The 22,182-nt window shown below is 43.1% G+C and carries 14 protein-coding genes; 3 read left to right on the top strand and 11 right to left on the bottom strand.

Annotated features, from left to right (window positions below; all coding sequences use genetic code 11):
* Positions 1-13: 13 nt before the first annotated feature.
* From ASN18_RS00400 to ASN18_RS00420, 5 genes are all read right to left on the bottom strand, one after another.
* Positions 14-961, bottom strand: coding sequence for an OmpA family protein (locus tag ASN18_RS00400; protein WP_236861398.1), 948 nt, complete (start codon positions 959-961; stop codon positions 14-16).
* Between the two features lie 31 nt (positions 962-992).
* The gene (locus ASN18_RS00405; protein WP_236861399.1) at positions 993-3,497 is read right to left on the bottom strand and encodes an Hsp70 family protein; all 2,505 of its coding nucleotides are present in this window, start codon (positions 3,495-3,497) and stop codon (positions 993-995) included.
* Between the two features lie 33 nt (positions 3,498-3,530).
* Complete coding sequence (locus ASN18_RS00410; RefSeq protein WP_157072742.1) at positions 3,531-4,010, bottom strand: hypothetical protein; 480 nt, start codon at positions 4,008-4,010, stop codon at positions 3,531-3,533.
* A gap of 68 nt (positions 4,011-4,078) precedes the next feature.
* Positions 4,079-5,767 (bottom strand): hypothetical protein, encoded by a 1,689-nt coding sequence (locus ASN18_RS00415; protein ID WP_085050619.1) that lies wholly within the window; start codon positions 5,765-5,767, stop codon positions 4,079-4,081.
* 39 nt (positions 5,768-5,806) lie between these two features.
* Entirely contained in the window at positions 5,807-6,934 is a 1,128-nt protein-coding gene (locus ASN18_RS00420) for a serine/threonine protein kinase (RefSeq protein WP_085050620.1), read from the bottom strand.
* A 330-nt stretch (positions 6,935-7,264) separates the two neighbouring features.
* On the opposite strand from ASN18_RS00420, the gene ASN18_RS00425 reads away from it, so the two are divergent.
* Positions 7,265-7,738, top strand: coding sequence for a Spy/CpxP family protein refolding chaperone (locus ASN18_RS00425; RefSeq protein WP_085050621.1), 474 nt, complete (start codon positions 7,265-7,267; stop codon positions 7,736-7,738).
* On the opposite strand, the gene ASN18_RS00430 is transcribed toward ASN18_RS00425, so the two are convergent.
* The 5 genes from ASN18_RS00430 to ASN18_RS17380 form a co-directional block, all read right to left on the bottom strand.
* Positions 7,739-8,224, bottom strand: coding sequence for a hypothetical protein (locus ASN18_RS00430; RefSeq protein WP_085050622.1), 486 nt, complete (start codon positions 8,222-8,224; stop codon positions 7,739-7,741).
* Between the two features lies 1 nt (position 8,225).
* Positions 8,226-10,949: an outer membrane protein assembly factor BamA gene (gene bamA, locus ASN18_RS00435; protein ID WP_085050623.1), complete on the bottom strand. Its 2,724-nt coding sequence runs from the start codon at positions 10,947-10,949 to the stop codon at positions 8,226-8,228.
* Positions 10,921-14,877: a translocation/assembly module TamB domain-containing protein gene (locus ASN18_RS00440; protein ID WP_085050624.1), complete on the bottom strand. Its 3,957-nt coding sequence runs from the start codon at positions 14,875-14,877 to the stop codon at positions 10,921-10,923. Before ASN18_RS00440 ends, bamA begins: the two co-directional genes overlap by 29 nt.
* Complete coding sequence (gene glnD, locus ASN18_RS00445; protein ID WP_085050625.1) at positions 14,859-17,336, bottom strand: [protein-PII] uridylyltransferase; 2,478 nt, start codon at positions 17,334-17,336, stop codon at positions 14,859-14,861. The genes ASN18_RS00440 and glnD overlap by 19 nt, the downstream gene beginning before the upstream one ends.
* A 169-nt stretch (positions 17,337-17,505) precedes the next feature.
* Positions 17,506-17,664: a hypothetical protein gene (locus ASN18_RS17380; protein WP_236861400.1), complete on the bottom strand. Its 159-nt coding sequence runs from the start codon at positions 17,662-17,664 to the stop codon at positions 17,506-17,508.
* A gap of 304 nt (positions 17,665-17,968) precedes the next feature.
* Between ASN18_RS17380 and ASN18_RS00450 the strand changes: the two genes are divergently transcribed.
* Together ASN18_RS00450 and ASN18_RS00455 are read left to right on the top strand one after the other, a co-directional pair.
* On the top strand, positions 17,969-18,763 hold the full coding sequence (locus ASN18_RS00450) for a hypothetical protein (RefSeq protein WP_085050626.1): 795 nt from the start codon (positions 17,969-17,971) through the stop codon (positions 18,761-18,763).
* On the top strand, positions 18,760-20,280 hold the full coding sequence (locus tag ASN18_RS00455) for a helix-hairpin-helix domain-containing protein (protein WP_085050627.1): 1,521 nt from the start codon (positions 18,760-18,762) through the stop codon (positions 20,278-20,280). The genes ASN18_RS00450 and ASN18_RS00455 overlap by 4 nt, the downstream gene beginning before the upstream one ends.
* 30 nt (positions 20,281-20,310) lie before the next feature.
* Here ASN18_RS00455 and ASN18_RS00460 read toward each other — a convergent pair whose 3' ends face one another.
* Entirely contained in the window at positions 20,311-21,909 is a 1,599-nt protein-coding gene (locus ASN18_RS00460; RefSeq protein ID WP_085050628.1) for a RuBisCO large subunit C-terminal-like domain-containing protein, read from the bottom strand.
* Positions 21,910-22,182 lie beyond the last annotated feature (273 nt).

Genomic DNA, 22,182 nt, shown 5'->3' on the forward strand with positions numbered 1-22,182 from the left:
TCATAGCCTCCGTTTATTTTTTTATGTTTGTTATAATTATAGATACGGTTCTGTTTTTATGACGATTTGTTTTTGAATCGTTAGGGAATGGAACATGTAACTCTCCAAGACTTCGCACGGAGAAAACTTCAGATGGAAACCCCGTAACTTTTCTAAGATATTCGACAACTGCAACTGCCCGCAACATCCCCAACGCTATGTTATCTGCGTAACCACTATTAGCTTTAATTACGAGATCATCCGTATAACCGGTTACTGAAATAGATATACGTCCTGCGTGTGGCTTAAGTTCATGGCCTAGTAGGGCAAGTTGCTCCCTAGCACCATATTTTAATGTGATGTTTTGAGAAAATAGCCCTGTATCGAAGATAACAATAACCTTATCGGAGTCGTATTTTGTTGAAATCCCTGGTATTTCTATTTTTATGTCAGGTTTAGTATCTTCGTGCGGTTCATCTTTTGGGGGTGGTGTTTTCTCTGGCTTGGTATTTTGTGATAAAACAAGCTGCTGATTAATATAATCACGGTTAGACAAAAACCTCTCATCTATCTCTTTTATCAACAACGCGCGCAGGTGATTTGTGTGATCTACAAAGAAATATCCGAGAATACACATGCAGATGATAATAAGTACACCTATCATCATTGGTGCAATGGTCATTCCTATTAGAGAACGGCTTTCCATTTTTGCAATTCGTCTAAGCCCGGCCTGATAACTTTCGTTATTGGCATTCTTAGTCAGGGCCTTTGTCCACAGTTGTTTTGCCTCTGTAAATTTACCCTGTTGGGCATAAATCCTGGCAAGAAGGTCTAAGGCCTCATGGGGTTTCTCAGGCATGTCATGTATAAGCCTCTCTGCTTCCTTATGGTATCCACTGCTGGCAACAGCAGATGCCCTTGCCAGCATTATACGATTAACCGTAGCCACAGTAATAGAGTTAGCCTTGTTAAGGCTATCCATGATTTGAGAGATTTCCTCCCTCATAAATAACTCATATAATCCAAGAGACTCTCTTCTTTGGGTCTAAGGCCTTCAATCCTTCCTGTTTGTTCGTTGGGAGAAGTCTGAGTAGTTGTCGTACTGCTGCCTCAAGTTCTGCCATATTGCCACTGTCAATTGCACGGTTACCCTGGGTAAATAGTACATCTGCCCTTGCCTGGTCGGTCATCTTATCCCTTTCATTTTCTAAATCATGGAATAAATCCGTCCAATGTTCCGGCCTCTGGCTCATTATCACGTTACCTAGTCGCCATAGTTCACCTATTTTAGATTTTAGCAGGTCGGCGTCACGGCTTCCTATGGCCTTGTTTATCTCATTCTCCAGAGTTTCCATTTTTAATTTATCAGAATTTGACCCATAAGCAGTTACAATATCCCTTGTGCTTTTTACCTGCTCTTCGGCCTCCGCTAAAAGCACCGGCCACTGAAGTGCATCCTCCAGTTCATCTATTGAGATCGTTAAATCACGCAGACGCTTTTCGCACCTATCAGCAGTCTCCTTATCTGCAGAAGGGGAATTTATGAATTCGTTTATTTCTTGCTCCATTTTTTCATCTTCTATCTTCATAATAATCTGTTGTGCCTTTAGATCAGTTGTTGTACCCGCCCTTTCTTTTGCCTTTGCAAGGCGTGCTGCTTCAGTCTCAACATTTTCTTTCAATTGCTGAGGATCTGCTGATTCCTTTTCAAACTTATGAACCGTTTCAAACTCATCATCCAGAATAGGGATAAATGCCTTTGTACAGATCATTCGGGATTTGTCTATTACAATAGTAATCTCAATATCGCTTCCGGCCAGTATATTATGCTTAATCTTGCTCGCAGGGATTTCCAGGACGCCGAGACGTATGTTTCTATCAGCACGTCTGTTTTCACCTTCGATAATAGGTATTTTGATAACTGAGTCTGTCTGGCCACACCGGACGTCATATGCAATCTTGTGCGGACTAACTTTACGCGCTGGCAGTGAAGTTCCTTTCTTAAAAAAAACCGCTACCTCATTATTGGCTAGCGCTATACCTATTGACTGTACCAGTGGAGGGTCCTCAAGATCGACAGCTGCCGTGTATGTAATGCGGTCAGGATCGGTTTTGTGCTTTGTCCCTTTCGAGTCATACAGTTCAATTAAAAACGTATTCTGACGTCCCTTTTCAGCCCAAAGATTGATCATAAATGTACTGTTCTTGCCTAAAAGTACCTTTCCGCTGTGCCACTGCGGATGGGCATCTATGTTTACGAATTCAATTGAAAAGCCAGATAAATCTTCCTCAGACGATGCAAGGACAGTGCCACCGACAAGCGGCTCTATGTCAGCGCCAATTGGTTTATATTCAAGCTTCAGGTTATATTGTCCAGCCTTTTCAGGTCTTTTCACGTCCCTTTCTATTCTTTGTGTTCCGGCGTATATGGCCGCCCCACGCGCAACAACGGTAAGCGGATCGACATCAGACTCAAGCGCAATCCCCAGCCCCTCATTCGGGTCGGCCAAACGTTGTCTTAGGTACGGCGTCAACGTTGGGCCGCCAACCAGTAATATCTTTTCTATATTCCCAACACCCAGTTTTTTATCTGCCAACACCTTTTTACAGAGATTGATTGAGCGTAGTACATACGGTTCAAGCAATCGTTCCATGTCTTCCCTCTTGAAATTGTACTCAAACTCAACCGGTTCACCATTGTCATCCTTGCAGAGATACTCAATACTTATTTCGGTGGATTTATCATTAGAAAGCCTGATCTTAGATTCTTCAGCTTGCATCTTTAACTTGGCAAACGCAGATGTCCACTTTGGATTAACTAGTGTAAAATCTCTAAGTTTGCGTTCCTTCATCAATTTCGGCACTAACAGATGGTTCACTATATCCCAATCTATAAGTTTGCCGCCAAGATAATTGTCACCTTCATGATTTACGACCTGTATAACATCATCTCTTACCTGAATAACCGCGGTATCGAATGTCCCTCCGCCCATATCGTATGTCAACCATCGGATTTTTTCAGATCTTGATAAAAATCCATATGGTAACGCAGCCGCAACAGGTTCCTGTAAAAACGTGCTGAATGTAAATCCAGCTAGTTGAGCTGCCTTTCTCGTGGCATCACACTGGCGGGCATCAAATGCTGCCGGGACAGTTATCACTGCTGCCTCTACATTCTCATCGGTTCTCTTTTTTACATCGGATTTTAATGACTTAAGCACCTCTGAGGATAGTTCCTCGGGTTTCATTTTTCTTCCACTTCTTTTAAACTCGTAGTCAGTATCTTTTCCCATCTGAAGCTTGAACTCACACGCCGCGTTATCCTTGTCGTTTTCAAGCTGTTGTTTTGCCATTCGTCCCACAGTCAGCGCGTTATTTTTATCGATCCAAATCACTGACGGCGTGTAGTCGGATCCCTCATTATTTCTAAACATCTCAACGAGCGTCCCCTTTAGTACACCGATGCAGCTATTTGTAGTGCCAAGGTCAATACCGAAATCTATCGTTGCTCTCTCCACTATATCCTCCCAATTAATTTATATTCCGAATGTCTATATTCCAACTCCACCCTTTGACTTAGGCGACTCAGGTTTCCCAACTATTACCACACCCATTTGGATAGATTTGGATTTATAGTAAATTGTCGGTTTTATCGTTTCGATTACCTTTTCTTCGTTGATACCATCCACTACTTGAAAGTCAATTACCTCTAGGGAAAGCCCTCCGCTGTAAGGCATATCTGTGTGATCCTGTATTTCAATGCCAAATTGAGCCAGCGTATCCCACACGGATTCAAAATGCCTGTAAGCCTTTTGCATCTCTGCATAGGGCTTATCCGTACCAGGTTGAAGCATCTTCTGGCGCAGACGCCATAGCCTGGTACTGCAGTCAGCAAAAAAACGCATTTGCTCCTTGGGCATTTCTTCCGTATCGGAAGATAAACCTTCCATTGAAAACCCTTGGATTACAGATATCAGTTTTTCAAACTGCCCTAATATAGATTGCAGGTTCTTCATCTCTGCTTTCTGCAAAGAAGGTCTTATCCTGAATTCATTAGGATATATCAATTGTCTTAACGATGTTAATATCATAATTTTCCTTATTGAACATTTAGTGGTTTTTCACCATAAACCCATCCTATCTTTCGTAATTTTAATACTTTAGGATGTTTATATCTTTTACCTTTTGACTTTATACTAGTTTTTATAGATTTAAATATAATGCCTTTTAACTCGTATGTATATTTCATTAGATATAATTTTGCTCCAATTAAATTCGCCGGAATTATTGATAGCGCAGCTACAAAATAAATATATTTCAACATCATATCTGAAGATGGCACAATATATATCCAAATTGCTGACAAAACTACTGCTGACACTAAGAGATACGTCGATACTTTATACTTTCTCAATAAACTCTGTCCTTTATGAATATCAAGGCATTGTAAGCACCGGGGGACATTTATTGTGATATGCTTCAATTGACCTTTGTTATACGAGATACTTTTGATCTCTCCATGCATGGCAACTCCAATTCCTGATGAATTGTCCGGTTCATTTTTCTCGCAGAACCAGCATTTTTCATTGTCATGCCCATTATCAACTATTTGTTTGATAGTCTCCACCGCAACCTCACCAAGTATTTCTTCGGCATTATTCTTGTTTTCTTCAATCCTGGCTATTAGTGCTTCACTTGCCGCCATGTATTTAACGATTGTCAATAATTCATAGAAATTTATTATATTCCATGTTTTATTTGCAAATTCTATCAAACAGTCACGTGCACATAACGCCACCTCGTCAAAAGCTGCGTCTCTGATTATGTTGCCTAACGGTAAAACCTGACTGATGATGGATAATAAAGGTTTTGTCCGCTCGATTAAATCTCTTACTACACCGTCTGCGTGTTCAGGGTTAACTTCAGTCTCGCTCCGTGCGTTCTTGCATAATATCTTTATCCTTTGCCTTATCGGGTCAACAGCGTTTTGAAGTGTTGTATCAATAATATCCCTTTCGAAACCAGAGTTGGACATGATGCTCAACTGGCGCTTTGTTTCTATTGCATTTCCACCCTCGGCAAACTTTATGGCAAGTTGGGCATTTATGGAAAGTAGTGCATATGGAAGTGATGTCCTAATCCTTCTTGCCATACCAGTCGTAAGGAGGGGGTCATCAAGCTCTCTTATTCGCGCAGTCAGCATGCTCCAAAATCCCTCATGCTCAAGCAATTTTCCCCAACGCTTAAAAACCCCATCCCAACATTTATCCCTCTCCGCTTTTTGGCTTTCGGAAAAGCCTCCGTTCATTCCAGCATGTTCTATATCGAGGGCGGTTAGGTGATAGAACACTGCAACATTATGCATTGATACATTGCTCACACTCAAATTGTTCTCGTTAGAATTCCATATCTCAATGCTTTTTTTTGAATTTCCATTCATAAGCTCTATTATTGCGGCGTCACTCGCACTATTACCATGTTCATGCGGCCAAAACCAGAAAAATTCATCCACAAGCCGCCTTTCTGGATCTTTCAATCTCTGCGCGGCCTTTTTTACCATATATACATCTGGTGGTGATTTAAGAGGTAAAATCCTGCCGTTTTGCGGTATCTCTCCTCCAAGCCGCTCTGTCATAGCCAATTTACCCTCCTGCCTCTGGATATCACGGGTTGTGACATCCACCGAAAGCCCGGTTACCCGAAAGGCGTTTGTCTGATAAAGTTCTGGACTCATAGACTCAAAAAGTACACTACAATACACATCTGATAAATTATACATCTCATTCATTTTATCATCCTCTAATCATCCTCCCATGCATGGGCTATGTTACATAGCTTTGCCGCATCTCCAGAGCTTAATTCGGTATTCGTATTGTTGTCTGAAATCAGGCCATTTATTTAATGCCTCCTCCAGTATGTCTGCCGCTTCTGGTAACTTCCCAGTCTTGTATGATAGATTGATTGCCTCTTTTACCATCTTCTCTGCCTGTTCCTTATTTACAACCGTGAATTCACCCAAGATGTCCTTCGATGCCCCAGATAATTGAGAGACTTTGGTTGATGTTTTGTGAGATTTATCATTATTTTCCCACTTATCCAAATCCACAAGCATTTCCCTTGCTGATGGATAGCGGGCTTCAGGTTTTACAGATAAAGCTCGAAGGGTTATTTCATCCAACAACTGATTTACACAAACATTTAAACGGCTTGGCGGGATTAACGGTTTATCAAGTAATCTTCTATCAATTATGCCAAGGTCACCAAGTTCTGAAAATGGCATCCTGTCTGTCAATAACAAGTATAATATTGTTCCAAGCGCCCAAACATCTCCGGCGCATGAGTCTTTCTGACAATCACATGGTTTCTTTTCGCACTGATGAAACACCTCAGGCGCTTTAAAAATTGGATCACCTTTCGCGCTTGCCCTCAACGTCAATGGATTAACATTTTTTGCCAAACCGAAATCGCTTAAGCGTACCCTTAAGCCTGCACTATCATATCCGATTAAAACATTTTGTGGTTTTATGTCGCGGTGAATTATAGGTGGTGTTTTGCTGTGCGCTACATCTAAACCTCTGCATACTTGTTGTACAATATCCACCACTGTTTCAACAGGAATAAGTTTATCTTTATGATTGCACCAAAAATTGTGAAGGTTTCCACCAGGTACAAATTCCATTGTGAAAAAACCACAGATCCCTTTTGATGTCCCCGTAGTACCTGCATCGAAGACCCTCACTATATTCGGATGCTCCATTTTTGAAAGCATAGAAGCCTCTCCAAGTCTCTGTTCGGTCTCCTCAATAGTCATCCCAACTGTCTTAAATACCTTCATAGCCTGTCTTCCGAAAAACCTGTGTTTGACACGATACACCTCGCCAAAAGCCCCCTCAGCTATCAAAGTCTCAACATCATATTTACCAAGAATATCCTGTCCTTCATAAAGTAAGCCCATGTTATTTAATCCACCTTATCTATTGATAAATTTCAAAGCTTATATTTTCAACTAATATATCCATAAATACCTCTATGTAAGCATTTCTTACTTAAATAATGTTGCAGCAACACCTATACGTTTTAGTTGCCAACAATCCACGCCAATTAAAAGTGCAAATTCCATGCCACACTAACTATTTATATATATCATATAGTTATAAAATGCTACAGACCTTATTTAGGGGAATTCTCACCCATTATTAGGATTCTACTCCATACATCAAAATATAAAAATCAGACGTGTCGATTGTGGTATAATATATATCTACACACTTATGGAGGGTTGCCGATGGCGAAGTTTATCGTATATTTTACTACCTTGGTTATAGCGTTATCATCTGGGGCGGCCTTTGGCGACGACAATATAACGCGATTAGATGAGACGCAGCGGAGAAATACAATCGCAGGCGCCCTCGGCCTTGACCAGAAACAGGCTGAACGGGTCATCGCCTCTATCGATAAGTATGACAGGATTATTGCCGAGCTTACTCAGTCTCTAAAAACCGACATGAAAGAACTCTCAGAGGCGATTAAATCTAATAAAAACAATGTCATTCAGATGCTTGTTGAAAAGATTGAACGAAAAGAAAAAGAAATCAGGACTGTCAAACAACGGGAACTGGATGAACTAAACAGTCTCCTGACATTTGAGCAGCGGGCAAAATATATCCTCTTTAAGATGGATATTCGTAAAGATTTAAGAGAGATATTTGATTCAAAGCCAGCGAAAGAAAGGGAGAATGCCCCGCACAGGCCAAATTAGTTATTCGGCCTGTATTTTCACATATGCCTGCTTCCTTAACTCTGTAAGCAACGCAGCCAATCTTGTGTTGACATCTTCTTCTGTGAGAAGTTTTTCAATATCTGCCCTTACGTCTGCTAAATCAGCCCCGGCAAACTCCTTCTTGTGCCCGTTATAAAAACCTTCGATGTCCTCTTCTTTAATAATCACGTAGGAGCGAACCTTTAAATCAATATACTCAGAGATAATCTTGTCCTCGTCCGTGCCGATGATTTTCATCGCTGAGGCCGCCCGCTTAAGCAGCACGCGGTTTACCATCGTATTGAGAACCTCGTCTTTTGTGATGTTTGGAATCCTTGCCTTTGTGTCGTTATAGGTCTTTATGAATTCTGAGAAGATTATGGCGTCGTTGTCTACAAAGGCGCAGACGCGGTCTATTAGTTCGGCTTGTGGGCTGCCACATAAAATCGTGAGGATAAGCACAATGGTCAAATATATCTTTTTCATATCAGAACGCCTGCCCTATGCTGAAGTAGAATCTGCCGGTTCCCTCATTGTTTCCCCGATTGAGCTTATATCCATAGTCAAGCCGGATTGGGCCTGCCGCTGTCATGTATCTTAATCCCAGGCCGGTCGTGTATTTAAGGCTGCTCAACGAGTAGTCGCTGATTTTTGACCAGACATCGCCTAAGTCAATAAATGTTACAAGCCCAAAGTTATCTATGACAGAGATGCGCATCTCGGCATTGCCCATCAGATATGCGTTGCCGCCTGTGGGGTCACCACTTGAGCCTTTCGGACCTAAGTTGTCCTGGCTGTAGCCGCGCACCGTTGTGCTTCCTCCCAGGAAGAACCTTTCAATAATCGGCATATCCTCTGTGTTTGACCATCCTTTTCCTATGCCGCTTCTCAGGGACAGGGCCAGTATCAGCCCCTTCGACAGCCCCTGGTAGAAGTTTACATAACCGGAGAGTTTTGCAAAATTCGTCTGTGACATCAGCGCCTTGCTTGCCACTTTGACTGTGGCCCCGGCCAGGATACCGCTTGTGGGATTAAATGGATTGTCTCTGGCGTCATATATCAGAGATGGGACTATGCTGCTGATTGCCAGTGTGCCGGTGTCTTCATTTGTCAGCACAACATCAGGCTGGACATCCCATGTGTTAGTCAACGAAAACTCATATGACAACGCCGCCTTGAGTTTTTCAGTAATGTTCTTCCCTATGCCTACCGATGATGTATATTTTTCTGTCCGGTAGAGTACAGTGTTTGAGTCAAGATTTCGCTCCTCCTTTCTCTCATACAACAGTGTTGCGTTAAAGGGAAGATGATTGCCCAAAAACCACGGCTCATCATACGTCAGCGATAACTTTCTGGCTATCTGGCTTAGTCTCGCTTTAAAAGCAATCTGGCGGTTCATACCCTGAAGATTTATATACTTGATCTCGAAAAATCCCCTCGGTCCTTCATAGTCACCGTAGCCCAGGCCGTAGTCAATCGTACCGGCATCCGCCTCCTTAACATCGAATACGATGTCTTTCACCCCTTCTCCGGCATCTACTGCCGAAATATCTATGCTTGTAAACAGTGAGGTCTTGTATAGTTCTCTCATTTCACCATACACTACGGCCATGTTCAGCGGTTCACCCTTTGTGTGTTTTAATACGCGCCTGAACACTTCCCAGTTTGTCCTTGTGTTTCCCCTTACGATTGTATCGCCAAATGAATATTTCTTTCCTTCGGTGATGTGTAGTATTACTGTGATTTCCGGGGAATCGCCTTGTCTTTCGATTTTTACGTCTGCCTCCACGTAACCCTGATGGGTTAGATATGTCAGCGCCGTTTGGCGGGCGTTAAATATCTCAGTCTCTACGTATGGTCTTCCAATCTTTATGTCTGCAGCGGCGAGGACTTGTTCTGAGTCTGTTTCGTGGGTGCCCACTACCTTGACATCTTTTATGACAAGTCGGCTGCCCTCGTCTATTTCTACGTGCAGAGTAACTGACTTACGGCCTTCATTTATCTCAGCTTTATATGATTTCACGGCTGCCGCAGTGTACCCCTCGTTGTGGAGGCAGCTCACAAGGGCATCCTCATCGTCTTCGTCTATGTCGGGGTTATAGGGGGAGTCTTTTTTTGACAGCATTGCCTCGTACAGTTTCTCGAAATTAAGTGTAGCGCCTGTAAATACTATATCGGCAATGGTATAGGCTTCTCCTTCAGTTATTGAAAATACCAGTTCTATTTCGTTTTGTTTATCTTGTCTTTCATATCCCACCTTGACGTTGATAATGCCGCTCTTGTGGTATAGGGCCTCTATTGCGTCTATTGCTTCATCTATTGTGTCTTCGCTTACGCTTCCGTACTCGACAAACGGCATTTCCTTTTTCAGCGCAGCGGCGGAGATTTTATCGTTACCCTTGAAGAGCAATACGAGTTTCTTGCCTGGGTCGATGTTTATTGTAAGAGTGCCTGTGGCTTCGTCAAAGACGCCTTCAGAGACTACAGGGTTGAAATAGAGCAGTTTTTTTATCATCAGAGTTTTTGCCTTCTCTATCTCCTCATCTATATAATCCTTGTCATATAGGTCACCCTCCCGAATGTTCAGAATGTTTTCAAGTTCTGAATTGTTAACAGGGGTGTTAATCACCAGGCTTTTGATTGTCGATGGTTGTCCCTCGTCTATTGTCAGGCGGATTATAACGCCTGCGGGTTTTTTGCCTTTGATAATATCGGACTTTATTTTGGCGTGGGGAAGCCCTTTTTTTGCAAGCGTTTTTTTGAGTTCGGCTGCTGCCGGTTCAACAAGGGCCTCGTGAAACTCGGCGTCTTCCTTCAGGGTGAACAATCCCCTGAGCTTTCTGGAACTTATCGGCCCTGAGGCATCTACCACCACAGACTCAATAACGGGGCGTTCTATTACCTCTATGCTTAGTACACCGCCGTCCTTGTAAGAAACCCTTATGTCATTAAAGCAGCCCTTCAAGAAGGCCGTCTTTATCCCGCTGGCTATTAATTCTCTGCCTATAGTGTCTCCCACTTTTATGCCGAACATGTAGAGGAACTCTTGTTCAGCGATATGGCTAAGACCGGTTACTGTTATCTTAGACACTGTTGCTGCCTCGAATGCCTGAGTAGCCAGTTGTGCTGCTTCAGCCCGAAGGCATATCATGAGCACCAGCACACATAAGGCGAAAGGTATCTTATTTAAACGTGAATCTGAACTTGACATCAGCGCCAAGGCTCCCTAGTTCATTTCTTTCGCCAACTAGCGAGGTACTCTGGTTTATCTTATATTCCAGCTTTATGACTTCACCCTTTGTAGTGCCGCTGGTCATAAGGACATTGAGTTTGTTGTCGAGGAATTTTTTGGATATAGTCACCTGAGGTGTGACCGTGGACTTGTCCTCGGATTGCGCGGAGCTGACCTCAAAGCGGTTAAGGCCGGTGAGGGACTTGATTCTGTCTTCTACGATGTTCTGATACTTGCCGGTTATGATGCTTGCAGCCGCTGTGCTGCCGCCATCCGGCCCGGCAAAGAGTTTTAATATGTCCGCCTCTTTGAGCTTCGGCTCTGAGGTCATTGTCAGATTAAACCGTTTCAACTGCCCATCCAGAAACATTTTGATATTATAGCCTTTCATCGCAGTTTCTGCCATAACATTCAGGTATGGATTGATATCTGCCGTGCCGGGGAAGTCGAGATTAGCGTGGTTTATGTCAAATTCCCTGTTCATAAAGCGTACCTTTCCAGAAGCGGCTGTAACCCTGCCATAAAGCAGGGGCTGTGATAGTGTTCCCCTTAGGGTTACGTCAAGTTTGAGGCTGGTCTCGGCGATATTGTTATCTATGGAGATGTTTTTGTCTCCTTTTATTGATAAATTCAGTTGTGTGTCCTTAAACGCGCTGGTTGAGGAGGACTGCCCTGTGTTGTTGCCGAAAATCATATCCTGCCATGAGATTGTCTTTGTATATTTGGCCATGTCAATCACTATAGCGCCGGAGAGGATTTGTTTAGTCATGTCTCCTCTGTATGTAACATCGCCGTGGTATTTCAGCTTAAAGCCGTCGGGGTCTGTAAGCGGCATATCCTTTAATTTCCCATCGATGTAGAACTGTTTGATGTGAAATCCATCGAGATTCACTGCCCCGGCGCCTGATACTGTCCCGCCTCCGACCTTTCCCGTGAAGCCGTTTACGACCATCTTGTTGCTGTCAAAGGTCAGCTTGCCATTTATTTCGTTGATATAGTATTTGGCATTTTTAAAGCCAATTGAGCCGTCTTTAATTTCAGTATCTCCGCGTATCTGGGGTGCTTTCCAATCTCCGGCGAGGCTTATGGAGATATTGGCGTCGCCGTTTAGGTGGGAGATTTTTTCTGAGACGCCCTGAAAGAATTTTAACTTCGGCGAACCTTCGAGCTTGAGGTTATAGCTCCTGCCGATTACCAGTCCACCCGTGATGGAGAATTTAGCCGGGCCGCTTTTAAGGGAAAATGAGTTAAAATTTACTGCCCTGCCGTTGATAGACAGACCAACAGGGGCGGTGCTGCCTAAGGTGTAATCACCGGTGGACAGATTAAATACGGGCAGGTTCATAGTGCCGGCTATGGAGTCCATTGTGCCGGAGAGGGCTGCCTTTCCCTCTATGTTGAGTTTCATCTCAGGGGGAAGGTCCTTCATAAAACCAGATGCCAGTGTCTCGTAGTTACCTTTTTTCAGCGCAATATTAGCAGACCAGGGCATTGCCTTTGACAATGACAGCCTGCCATCTCCTGATACCCTGCCCTCAAGCAGACTGCCTGACAGCTCTATGCTGTCTTTACGCAGCGTGCCGTTTACTGAAGATGACCCGATGTTAATACCCTTTACTTTTAGCCCCTTTGTTGCTGCGCTAAATGTGAGCGACGGAGAATTAAGGCTGCCCTCGCCGCTAAAGGCACACTCAAATGCCCCGTCAACTGAATACTCGGCTAACTGCGCGGCAACCGGGGTGTCCTTAGTGTTCATAGTGCAGCTTCGAGACTTAACATTGTACAAAAAGGCCTTTACATCATGCCACGGTCTCCCTTTTTTCAAGATATTCATGTCTGCCGTGATTGTTGAGCCTCCCCTTGTTACAGTAAGGCTCCCCAGCTTTATGATATCGCCCTCGTATATAAACGAAGACGTAAGCCGCCCAACAGGGGTCTTCAATGCCGTCAGCGCGGGGATATTGAGGTCTCCGTCAAACCTTAGCCTCTCAGGTGTCCCCGTAATCTTAAACGATGTATTTACCAGACCCTCTGCCATTACGGAAGATGGATGTTTTTTTGCCAGTTCCCTGATTGCAACATCCTTGGCATTTACCGATATGGAGAGGACCGGATTGCTGAGATCAAAGATATGTTTAGGATTTGCCATCACTGCCGTACCATTATATGTACAGGTACCGGTATTTAGGGCAGCAACGCCATCTTCAATTGAGAGGCGTTCTTTTACGTATCTTATATATGATTTAGAGCTCAAATACCCTATGTCAAACAGGCTTCCGTTTGACAGGCTCACAGTGCCGGTTATCAGCGGGCTTTTGCCTGTGCCCGTGATATTACCTTCATATGTGCCAGCGCCGCGAAGGTCTTCGCTGTATGGCCTCATCAAATCTGCGGCGTCTTTTGTCCTGAGTGCCCCCAGTAAGTTTAGTGCGTCTGTCGTTGTGTTTAGCGTGCCGCTAATTTTGCCCTCTGTAAGGGGGGTTTTTATATTGGCCTCGTGAATTGTCACGTTATCGCCGCGCACTGAGACGCTGCCTGTGATTTCGTCTATGCGTTCGATAACATTAGCAGCACCATTGGGTTTGACATTTTTCGACCGTATGAATTTAAACTTAGCATCAGGACTGAAATACTGCCCAGCCGATTTGATATTACCTGAGACCTTGCCCTGTGAAACCCCAGGGTCCCAATCTATCAACTTAAATACCGGTGGGCTGTCTATGTCCTCGACATCCACATCCAGTGTGAAGTGGTTTACTTTTGGCATGTTCAGCACTGCCTCGGCGTGCGTTGCCTTGCCGTTGTAGAGTCTGGCCTTTCCATCGTGAAATTTAAGTTTATTGTTTTCATAGAGAATGCCGCATGAAAGCGTGTCAACTTCAACCCCGTAAAACCCGCCCTTTTTCATAAACGCCTCACCGGTTGCCTTCAAGGTCTTTAGTGTGCCGGAGATTTTACCCTTAAAGTCTGTCTCGCCGAATATGGGTTCTTTCTCCCCTATGAGTTCAAGCAGTGTTTCGACATGGATTTTCCCTTCTGCTGAGACATTGAGTTTTGGCTCTGTGCCGTTATATCCCAGCAAACCAGAGAGTTTTACATCTCCGCCTCCAGAACCTTTCAGGCCAAGAACCCGCTTCAGGTAGTCTATTTTTATATTGGCCTTTGTGTCGAGTTCTATTTTATTGCCTCTGATATCCCCCTTTGCCCTGATTTCAGCGCCATCGGCCATTATAGAAAGAAGGCTGATTTGATAGGAATTCCCTTTGGGAAGCATTGCAGGGGCAGCTATTGCTTTAAACGTGATGGAGTTAATGTGCGGTATCTCGGCAGGCTTATGTTTTAACGCGCTGGAGTCAAAATATATATCGTTCAGCCTTGCCCATATCTCACGGGCTGTGAGCTGCCCTTTCATATCAGCCATGCTTACAGTGTAATAGTGTCCTTTATCTCTGAATTTGACAGCGAATTGTTTTATGTCAAGTGAGACAATTTCGACAGCAGGAGCGGGTTTTTTGGTTTTATCATCTTTTTTAAGTTGCCTCATCAATTGGTCTAACTGTTTGCTGTCAGCATCCAAAAGCAGTGTGTCAATATAGAGTTTTTGTATGGTTATTTGCTTAAAAAGAAGCGGCAGGATTCTCAGATAGGCCGTTGCGGATTTCAGTTTTATTATCTGGGCTCCCTGTTCATCCTTGATAGACAGGCCATTTATGCTGCCCTGTAATGGGAAGATGCTTACTTGAAGTTTATCTATGGCTACACTATCTCCGAAGAGTTTTTTTAGCTCCACAGTCAGGGCATTCTTTGCATAGCGCCCGACATGGTAGTGGACAAGGAAGAGGATTCCGTAGAAAACGGCCAGTATTACTATAAATTTCAGGTATTTTTTCAGTTCAATGTTTGCCATAGCCCTGCCATCACTTTCATTATCTCATCACACTGCGGCTTGTGCTGGCCGCTTAGCACATAAAAAACATCATGGGCCAGGTCGGATTCAGTGTTTACTCTGGCCATGAGTATATTAAGCGAGTTTGAAGCGAATATGCGTGTCATGTCATAGAGAAGGCCAACCCTGTCTGACGCCATGATCTCAAATATCGTATACTGCGCCATAGATTCGTTATCCAGCTCCAGCATGGGCTTAAATATAGCGCTTTTATTTGGATATTGCCTGATTGCCGGTGTCTTTGTGCCCAGGGCAGCAGCCGTTAACTCATCTCTGAGCAGGTCATCAAGCCCATCCCACCACAGTGAGCTTACGTTTGCTATTTCTATTCTGTCGATGATAAAACCCGTATCGTAACTGTTAAATGTCCTCAATGACACTATGTTAAACATCCTTGCCGACAGTACGCCAACAATGCTGGACAGAAGCCCCGGTCTGTCGCTGCCAATGATGGTTATGCTTAGTGTGTCGTCCTTGTTTTTTTCCATAGAAAAGGCACAACCGGATTTTTTGAAATCGAGATATAGTGAAAATTCCTTTATCACTGTCTCAGGTGTTCCCGATGCCAGATACCGCTCAGGAAGCGAGCCAATAAACTCAGTGATTGCCTGCTTTGTGGCAGGAGGGAAGTGTTTTCCCTCTTCCAAAAAAGCATCAATATACCGGTAAGTGTCTTCTTTAACGCCGCGCATGAACTTAAGCATCCTTCTGTAAAGGTCTGCAAGCATGTTTTTTTTCCAGCTGGTGAAAAAATCTGGATTAACTGCCGACATATCAGCATATGTGATAAGAAAAAGGGCACTTAACAAGCGTTCATTCTTAATTGAATCAGAAAAAGCGGCAATAACCTCAGTGTCCTCAATATCAGAGTTAAACGCCGTGCGCGACATCAGGAGGTGGTATCTTACCAGGAACTCCACCTCTTCCCGTTCAGACTTGCTCAGATTGAATCTCTCCATGATGGGTTTAATAACCTTGTAGCCTTCGGCTGAGTGCAGTGCGCCCCTGGACTTTCCGAGGTCGTGAAACAGGAGCGACAGATACAGGACATGTTTTTGCTGGAAATTATGATAAGTCCTGCCAAGCAAAGTATTACTATCTTCGGCAAGCGTCTCCAGCGCCTTGATAGTAAACAATGTGTGTTCATCTACAGTATAGACGTGATAAAACTCATATACCACTAATGACCTGAGAAATCCAAACTCAGGGATAAATCTGTCCAGTACGCCGTCATCGTGCATAGCCCTCAGGACAGTAAAGACGCGGCTGCCCTTGAGTATGTCGATAAAGGCGGTCACCGCGCGCGGCGATGAGCGTGTCTTTTTGCCGATTATGTACAGGTGTCTCTTTATGAAATCCCTGAGAAATGTAGTGAAATCCTTGCCGGTGATGCTGCACATACGATAGGCGTCAAGTATAAGGGATGGTTCTTTTTTCAGTGCATCTGTGGAGTTAATCATAATCTTGTTTTGTGATAAGGAAAATGTATCGTTTATTTTGGAGACAGTGAACTTGCGCCGTATCCTTACGTAGGCCGACCCGGCGATGTTTCTTACTCTGGCCGTTATCTCTCTGATGGCCTTTGCCTTCAGATAGTAAAATCTGAGCAGCCTCTCAGATGCCCGAAAATATTTAGATGCACCCAGCCCAAGTGTCCTGGCTGCATCCTCCTGCAGGTCAAAGGACAGAATATCGTTTGCCCTGGCGCTGACAATATGGAGTGCAGTTCGCAGCCTCAGCAAAAAATCATAGGATTTGAGGAGTTTTTTATAGTCTTCCAGGGGCAGGATTTTTGACATGTCTTCGATGCACTTCAGGTGCAGGGCGATTTTTGAAAGCCACAGCGCCTCGTGAACATCTCTGAGACCGCCGTCTGATTCCTTTACGTTGGGTTGAAGCATATATACTGATTTGCCGAATTTCATAGTTCGCTTCTGATTTTCCTTAAGTCTCGCAATGAAAAAATCCCTGTGTCCTTTTATAAACACCTCTGGTTCAACTATTTCACGGTATTTTTTGGCAATTGCCGGGCTGCCGCAGAGAAAACGTGCGTCAAGCAGGGATGACCTTGTGATTACATCTCTTTTGAGTTCGTCTATACACTCGTCAATTGTCCGGACGCTGTGGCTTAATGGCAGCGAGCGCTCAAGGAGCTTATAGTAAACGGCTTCCACGCTGTTTGTATCACTTCTGTCGTTTATGACAAACATTAGGTCTATGTCCGAAAATGGGGCAAGTTCACATCTGCCATAGCCGCCAATGGCAAATAGTGCCATACTGTGTGTTTGGGGAAGCGCTGACCTTACAACAGCGTCAATCTTCATAGCGTGCCAGCGCACAATATCGCGTCCGGTAAAACCGTCGGCAAGCAGGCCTGCCATAGCATCTAACATACAGATGTCTGATGAGTTCATCTTCATATAAATAGTATCTTAACATTCTATTTTACCATTTTTCGCGTGTTAATAACCAAAACGCGAAGTATACGCCATCGCACACTCCAACGTACGCTCTAAATGTGTGCGCAAGCGAAAAACCCCCTGAAGCGCTCACGCTCCTCAGAGGGTCGTTTTCAATCAGCATCGCCTTTTAATATGGTGGTGGCGGCACAGGATAAAGCGGCGGTGGCGGCACAGGATAAATAGGCGGTGGTGGTAGTATTGGCGGCGGGTAAGGCCGCGGGTCTATTGCAGCAACACATCCTGCCAATGCCAGCGACAACAGGAACAATGCTATGAGTCTCTTCATTTATTAACCTCCATTCTATCAACTCTACTGTTTGATTCTACTATCAAAACTATACTGTTGTCAAGAGACGAGTTGTGGAAAAATGGCAAACGCACTATATGCGTATTATTGTCATACAAGAGAATTACTAATGCAATATGTAATATTCATAAAAGATAGTCATTTTTGTAGATATAGATATCCACATATTACCTGTAAACTATTTGTATAACAACTAAAAAATCAATCGTGATTTTGTATAAACATAATATTATATTGACATGATGCTTGGTATTTAACTACAATGTTTTAGATCATGGAGGAAATGAAAAAACTTATATGTGGTAGATACAGTCCACATGAGGAACTGAATCATAAGGACAATCTTTATGAAATTCTATCGCACATTGGAAATAACATAGAGTTTTTTACCAATAAGAGTTTTCATTACATAGAAATGACTGATAGAGATATAACTAATATTGGTCCATATTGTGGAAGAGCGCTGATGGAAGCGTCCTTTACAGGACTTGCAGCACGTATTGATCCTTTTAAATTACTTTTTATTAGATATAAGCAATTAGACCCGAAATATATGATCGATAAGAAAAATAAGTTTTCAATCCAATGGAGCGGAGATATTATTTCACCAACTAAAGAAGAAGATACCGAACTCGAAAAAAACCCAAGAAGGCCACTCTTAAGTCCTACGATGTATGAGCTCGTCTGGAAACCGGCTATTGTTAAGTGTATTGAATATATTCAAGTTAAAGAAATTCAAAGTGATTGGATTCAAGATACATTTTTTACTGTACCGGAAGGGCCAATAGATAAACAGGCAGATTCAGTATATGGACAATTTCTTACAAATACTATGAACTTATACTCATTTCTATCAAAAGGAGTACATCAGGAGTTCGTTGTTTCACCAGAAAGTCTCTATGACAGCGATACCGTTAAATTGAAGTTATCGGACTTAATCAAGCTGATATCTTTGATCTCTCTGATAAGCCACAACATTCCAATTGCAATTGGTAATATGAATATGGAAGAGACTATAGGCTATTTCCAGAAAATCGAAAAAAGGAGACAGAAAATCGAAGAAAGGAGGCAGAATTGACTAATAATATAATTGATGATGATAATATAGATAATGAGTTAGTCCTTGCTGCAGAAGATTGCCCCAAAGATTCTTTTGCTAAATACCATTATTTTTCTGCTCATGAACAAAGCATAATCACGCGACTGAAGGCACATGGTCCTGTTCTACTGAGAGGTGGGCGTGGCAGTGGAAAAAGTGCACTTTTCATCGAAACTTATAACCGCATTATAAATGTTGAACATATATTAGCTATTTACAAGAGCTTACGAAACATATCTCTTATAAGAAGTGAAGGTAAACAGTATGAAGAGCTTTTATGTCGTATTATTATAGATTCTGTAAAGGAAAGGTTAAATGAGCTGGGGCTATCATATGATTTTCATTCCGATGCAGAGGCAGCCAGTCTGCAGAAATCACTTGTTTATTTATGTTCTGTTATAAATAGGAGGATTGTTATCTTGCTAGATGACGTTGCTCATATAGGTAGAGAACAGCCATTAGAAGAATTCTTCGATATTTTCAGAACACTTTCAAGTGACTATGTATCACTGAAAGCAACGATTTATCCTGGAGTTACAAATTTTGGCAAGCGTTTTGACGTTTATAATGACGCAACAGTCATTGACATTATCAGAGATGAAAGGTCTCAGTCATTTGGAGAGTTTTTCATTGAAGTGATAAAGCGGCGATATTCCAAACTATTAACTAAAATTACACCACGCAGTGGATTAACCGAAGCAAATATTGCCTCTTTTCTTGGACGATCGGTTGTCGGCAATATGAGGGCTTTGATAAAAGCCTGCAGCTTTTTAGCCGATAAGGAGAAATTGGGGCTTACAGAACTTGGGGAATGCTTGATCTACCTCGCTGAAAATTATTATTGGCCTTTGCTTGATGAAGTTGCTCCTAAACTTGGTAAATTTAAACCTTTAATTAAACCTTGTAAAAATTTAGCAAGTGAAATTTTTAAACGTGTCAGTTCATCTAAAGAAGACCCAAATGAAGAAGGCTCTACCGCATTATACAAAGATTCTGTCATCATACACAGAGATTTAGTACAGAAATATTTAAAGCTTCTAGAAATATTGGAGTATACAGGCTTTATTTCCAGGCGTGAGGTTTCACGTGCAATGAAATCTGGAGGAAGAGGCACAAGGTATTCTGTAAATCTATGCAACCTTATAGAAGAATTAAAAGGTGCAAGGTTAACACAAGCAATATTCGATAACTGGCTGGAAAAAAATGATCCAGTGGAAATCTGGACTAGAACATCTTCTTTTGAAATAGAGATTCCAGAATTAAATGAAAAAGAGGAGCTTGAAATTCTAACGCTTGGAATCGAAAAATTAGAAAAATCAAATGCCTATCCTTATGGTCTTACTGATAAGATGATAACTAAATTACAAGAAGCTGGTTATACTAAAATATTGGATTTATCTGAAGCATCAGAGGAAGACTTAAGAAAAATATTCAAAATAGGCCCAAAAATAGCTGAGAGAATAAAAAATACCGTAGAACAAGCGATTTGGATGTAAGATAGCTTTTAATGTAAGGCTCAGAGGTGCTCAAGTCGGCATTAGAGGTTTATCACGCAAGTGATTTACGATACAGAAAAAACCAAACACCCCATCAGAACCGTCATTGCGAAGCTGGTGTACATGAAGCGGCGGTACATAGGCAATGTCAAATGGCCGAAGCACATAACTGTTCTCCTCACAAATCAGTGTACCCGTTCCCCTGACGCATATGATTACGTGTATATGGACATGTTTCTCTAACGAAGAATACCCACCCTGCCCTATTTCAAAATATCTCAGGTCGAAATCTGCCAGCTCACCGTTTTTCCCAACGAGTTCGTGTCTTGTGATGTCTTTAAAATCAAACTCGCCGCCGGATTTATAAACCATTGGCTTTATGCCATCCCAGCGGTAGTCATCGCCAAAGACAATATGGATATTCGGCCTGTTTGTCGCCGTGATGCCGCCTGCATTTATATCACATGACGATACGGCAGTGCCGGATTTTGGGGCCGGGTTTGCTATGTGTTCACTGAAATACTCAGCTATCTTATCCATAAACACGCGTGTGCCTACAGAGAGGTCTTTATCATGAGAGTGCAGTGCCCCGCCTATCAGGTAAATCGTATCGGGGCCGTAAAGCGCCGCCATTTCTGAAATATTATCAAGGGCCATGCCACCAGCAGGGGCAGGAAATGACGGTCTTAAGCCGCCAAGTTCCCAGCGGAGGGCATTGTTTAATCGTCTACACTCGTCTAAACTAAAACTAAACCTGCCACCAACGTTCGGGTAAATTGATACATCAGCCCCGGCCAGACGAAAAATCGTACCAAGCAGCACCGAGGGCGCAATGCCGTGGCGCGGGTCATGAAAATTCGTCCCCGTCAACGCAGGGTGTGCCATTACAACAATAGGATAGTTGGCGGCTAGGTACCTTGCCGTATCCAGACCAATAAGATAGGGGGCAATTAATATTCCAGCAGCACCGTGACCGACGGCAAACTCCACCTGTCGTTCTATGTCATCGAAACCGGCAAGTACGTTAGGGATGTATAAACATCTCCTTCCTGTCTTATCGGCAGCCCTCTCAACTACCTCAAGACACTTCAGGACACGTTCTTTAAAGCTACAAAAACTGTGGTCAACAAGACCATGGTCGTCCTTTACAATGTCACCACCGCCACGGGCAAAGGCAGAAGCAATTGCGGCAAGTTCAGCGGCGGACGCCCCCATGGGTTTGAGCGCGGTGGCAAGGAGCGGCCTACCGTAAACACCCATCAGCGCCCTGATGCCTTCGACCCCATAGTTTGGGCCTTTAAACTTGTCAAGAAATTGCCGTGGAAATTCAACACCTATGATTTTAATATTATTCTTGATAGATATATTGCCGTAGAGTATATTTAATAACTGCGGTAGCTGCCAGCCGGTGATTTCAGCGGCATATTCTATCTCAGCGGCATATCGCTCGTTATCTATCAGCTCGATTTGTCGTATCGCGCCGGTTATGCAATTCGTTATTTCCTCTTTTAATGGAAAATCTACGGGCAGCTCTACCGTTTGCTCATAAGTGATGTCTTTGGCGGCCTTATGTGCCTCTGCAGCGTCTTTGCAGGTAAGTTCATATTGGACGACAATCGGGTTATCCATGATATACTAATACCAAAATATGTTTATAGAAGTAAAGTGCAGGGCAAACGCATTTGAAAATTTCAATAGCCATATCCTCCTATAGATTCCAACTTTCGCTGGAATGACAGGATAAAAAACATGGAAATAACAGGCAATAATGAACATATGAATATCTAATAATATCATTCCATGCCTTTTTTTTGTCATTCCAGCGAACAGACTGTGTCATAATAAAACCAGTCATGCCCCCCCATTCTTTGAGGGGGGCATGAGTCTGCTGCGGAGGTGCGG

The sequence above is a fragment of the Candidatus Magnetominusculus xianensis genome (genome assembly GCA_001541255.1).
GTDB classification, from domain to species: Bacteria; Nitrospirota; Thermodesulfovibrionia; order Thermodesulfovibrionales; family Magnetobacteriaceae; genus Magnetominusculus; species Magnetominusculus xianensis.

Coding starts and splice junctions, on each gene's coding strand:
- ASN18_RS00400 (WP_236861398.1), bottom strand. CDS start 961: ATGGATAGCCTTAACAAGGCTAACTCTATTACTGTGGCTACGGTTAAT.
- ASN18_RS00415 (WP_085050619.1), bottom strand. CDS start 5,767: ATGAATGAGATGTATAATTTATCAGATGTGTATTGTAGTGTACTTTTT.
- ASN18_RS00420 (WP_085050620.1), bottom strand. CDS start 6,934: ATGGGCTTACTTTATGAAGGACAGGATATTCTTGGTAAATATGATGTT.
- ASN18_RS00425 (WP_085050621.1), top strand. CDS start 7,265: ATGGCGAAGTTTATCGTATATTTTACTACCTTGGTTATAGCGTTATCA.
- ASN18_RS00430 (WP_085050622.1), bottom strand. CDS start 8,224: ATGAAAAAGATATATTTGACCATTGTGCTTATCCTCACGATTTTATGT.
- bamA (WP_085050623.1), bottom strand. CDS start 10,949: ATGTCAAGTTCAGATTCACGTTTAAATAAGATACCTTTCGCCTTATGT.
- ASN18_RS00440 (WP_085050624.1), bottom strand. CDS start 14,877: ATGGCAAACATTGAACTGAAAAAATACCTGAAATTTATAGTAATACTG.
- glnD (WP_085050625.1), bottom strand. CDS start 17,336: ATGAAGATGAACTCATCAGACATCTGTATGTTAGATGCTATGGCAGGC.
- ASN18_RS17380 (WP_236861400.1), bottom strand. CDS start 17,664: ATGAAGAGACTCATAGCATTGTTCCTGTTGTCGCTGGCATTGGCAGGA.
- ASN18_RS00450 (WP_085050626.1), top strand. CDS start 17,969: ATGAAAAAACTTATATGTGGTAGATACAGTCCACATGAGGAACTGAAT.
- ASN18_RS00460 (WP_085050628.1), bottom strand. CDS start 21,909: ATGGATAACCCGATTGTCGTCCAATATGAACTTACCTGCAAAGACGCT.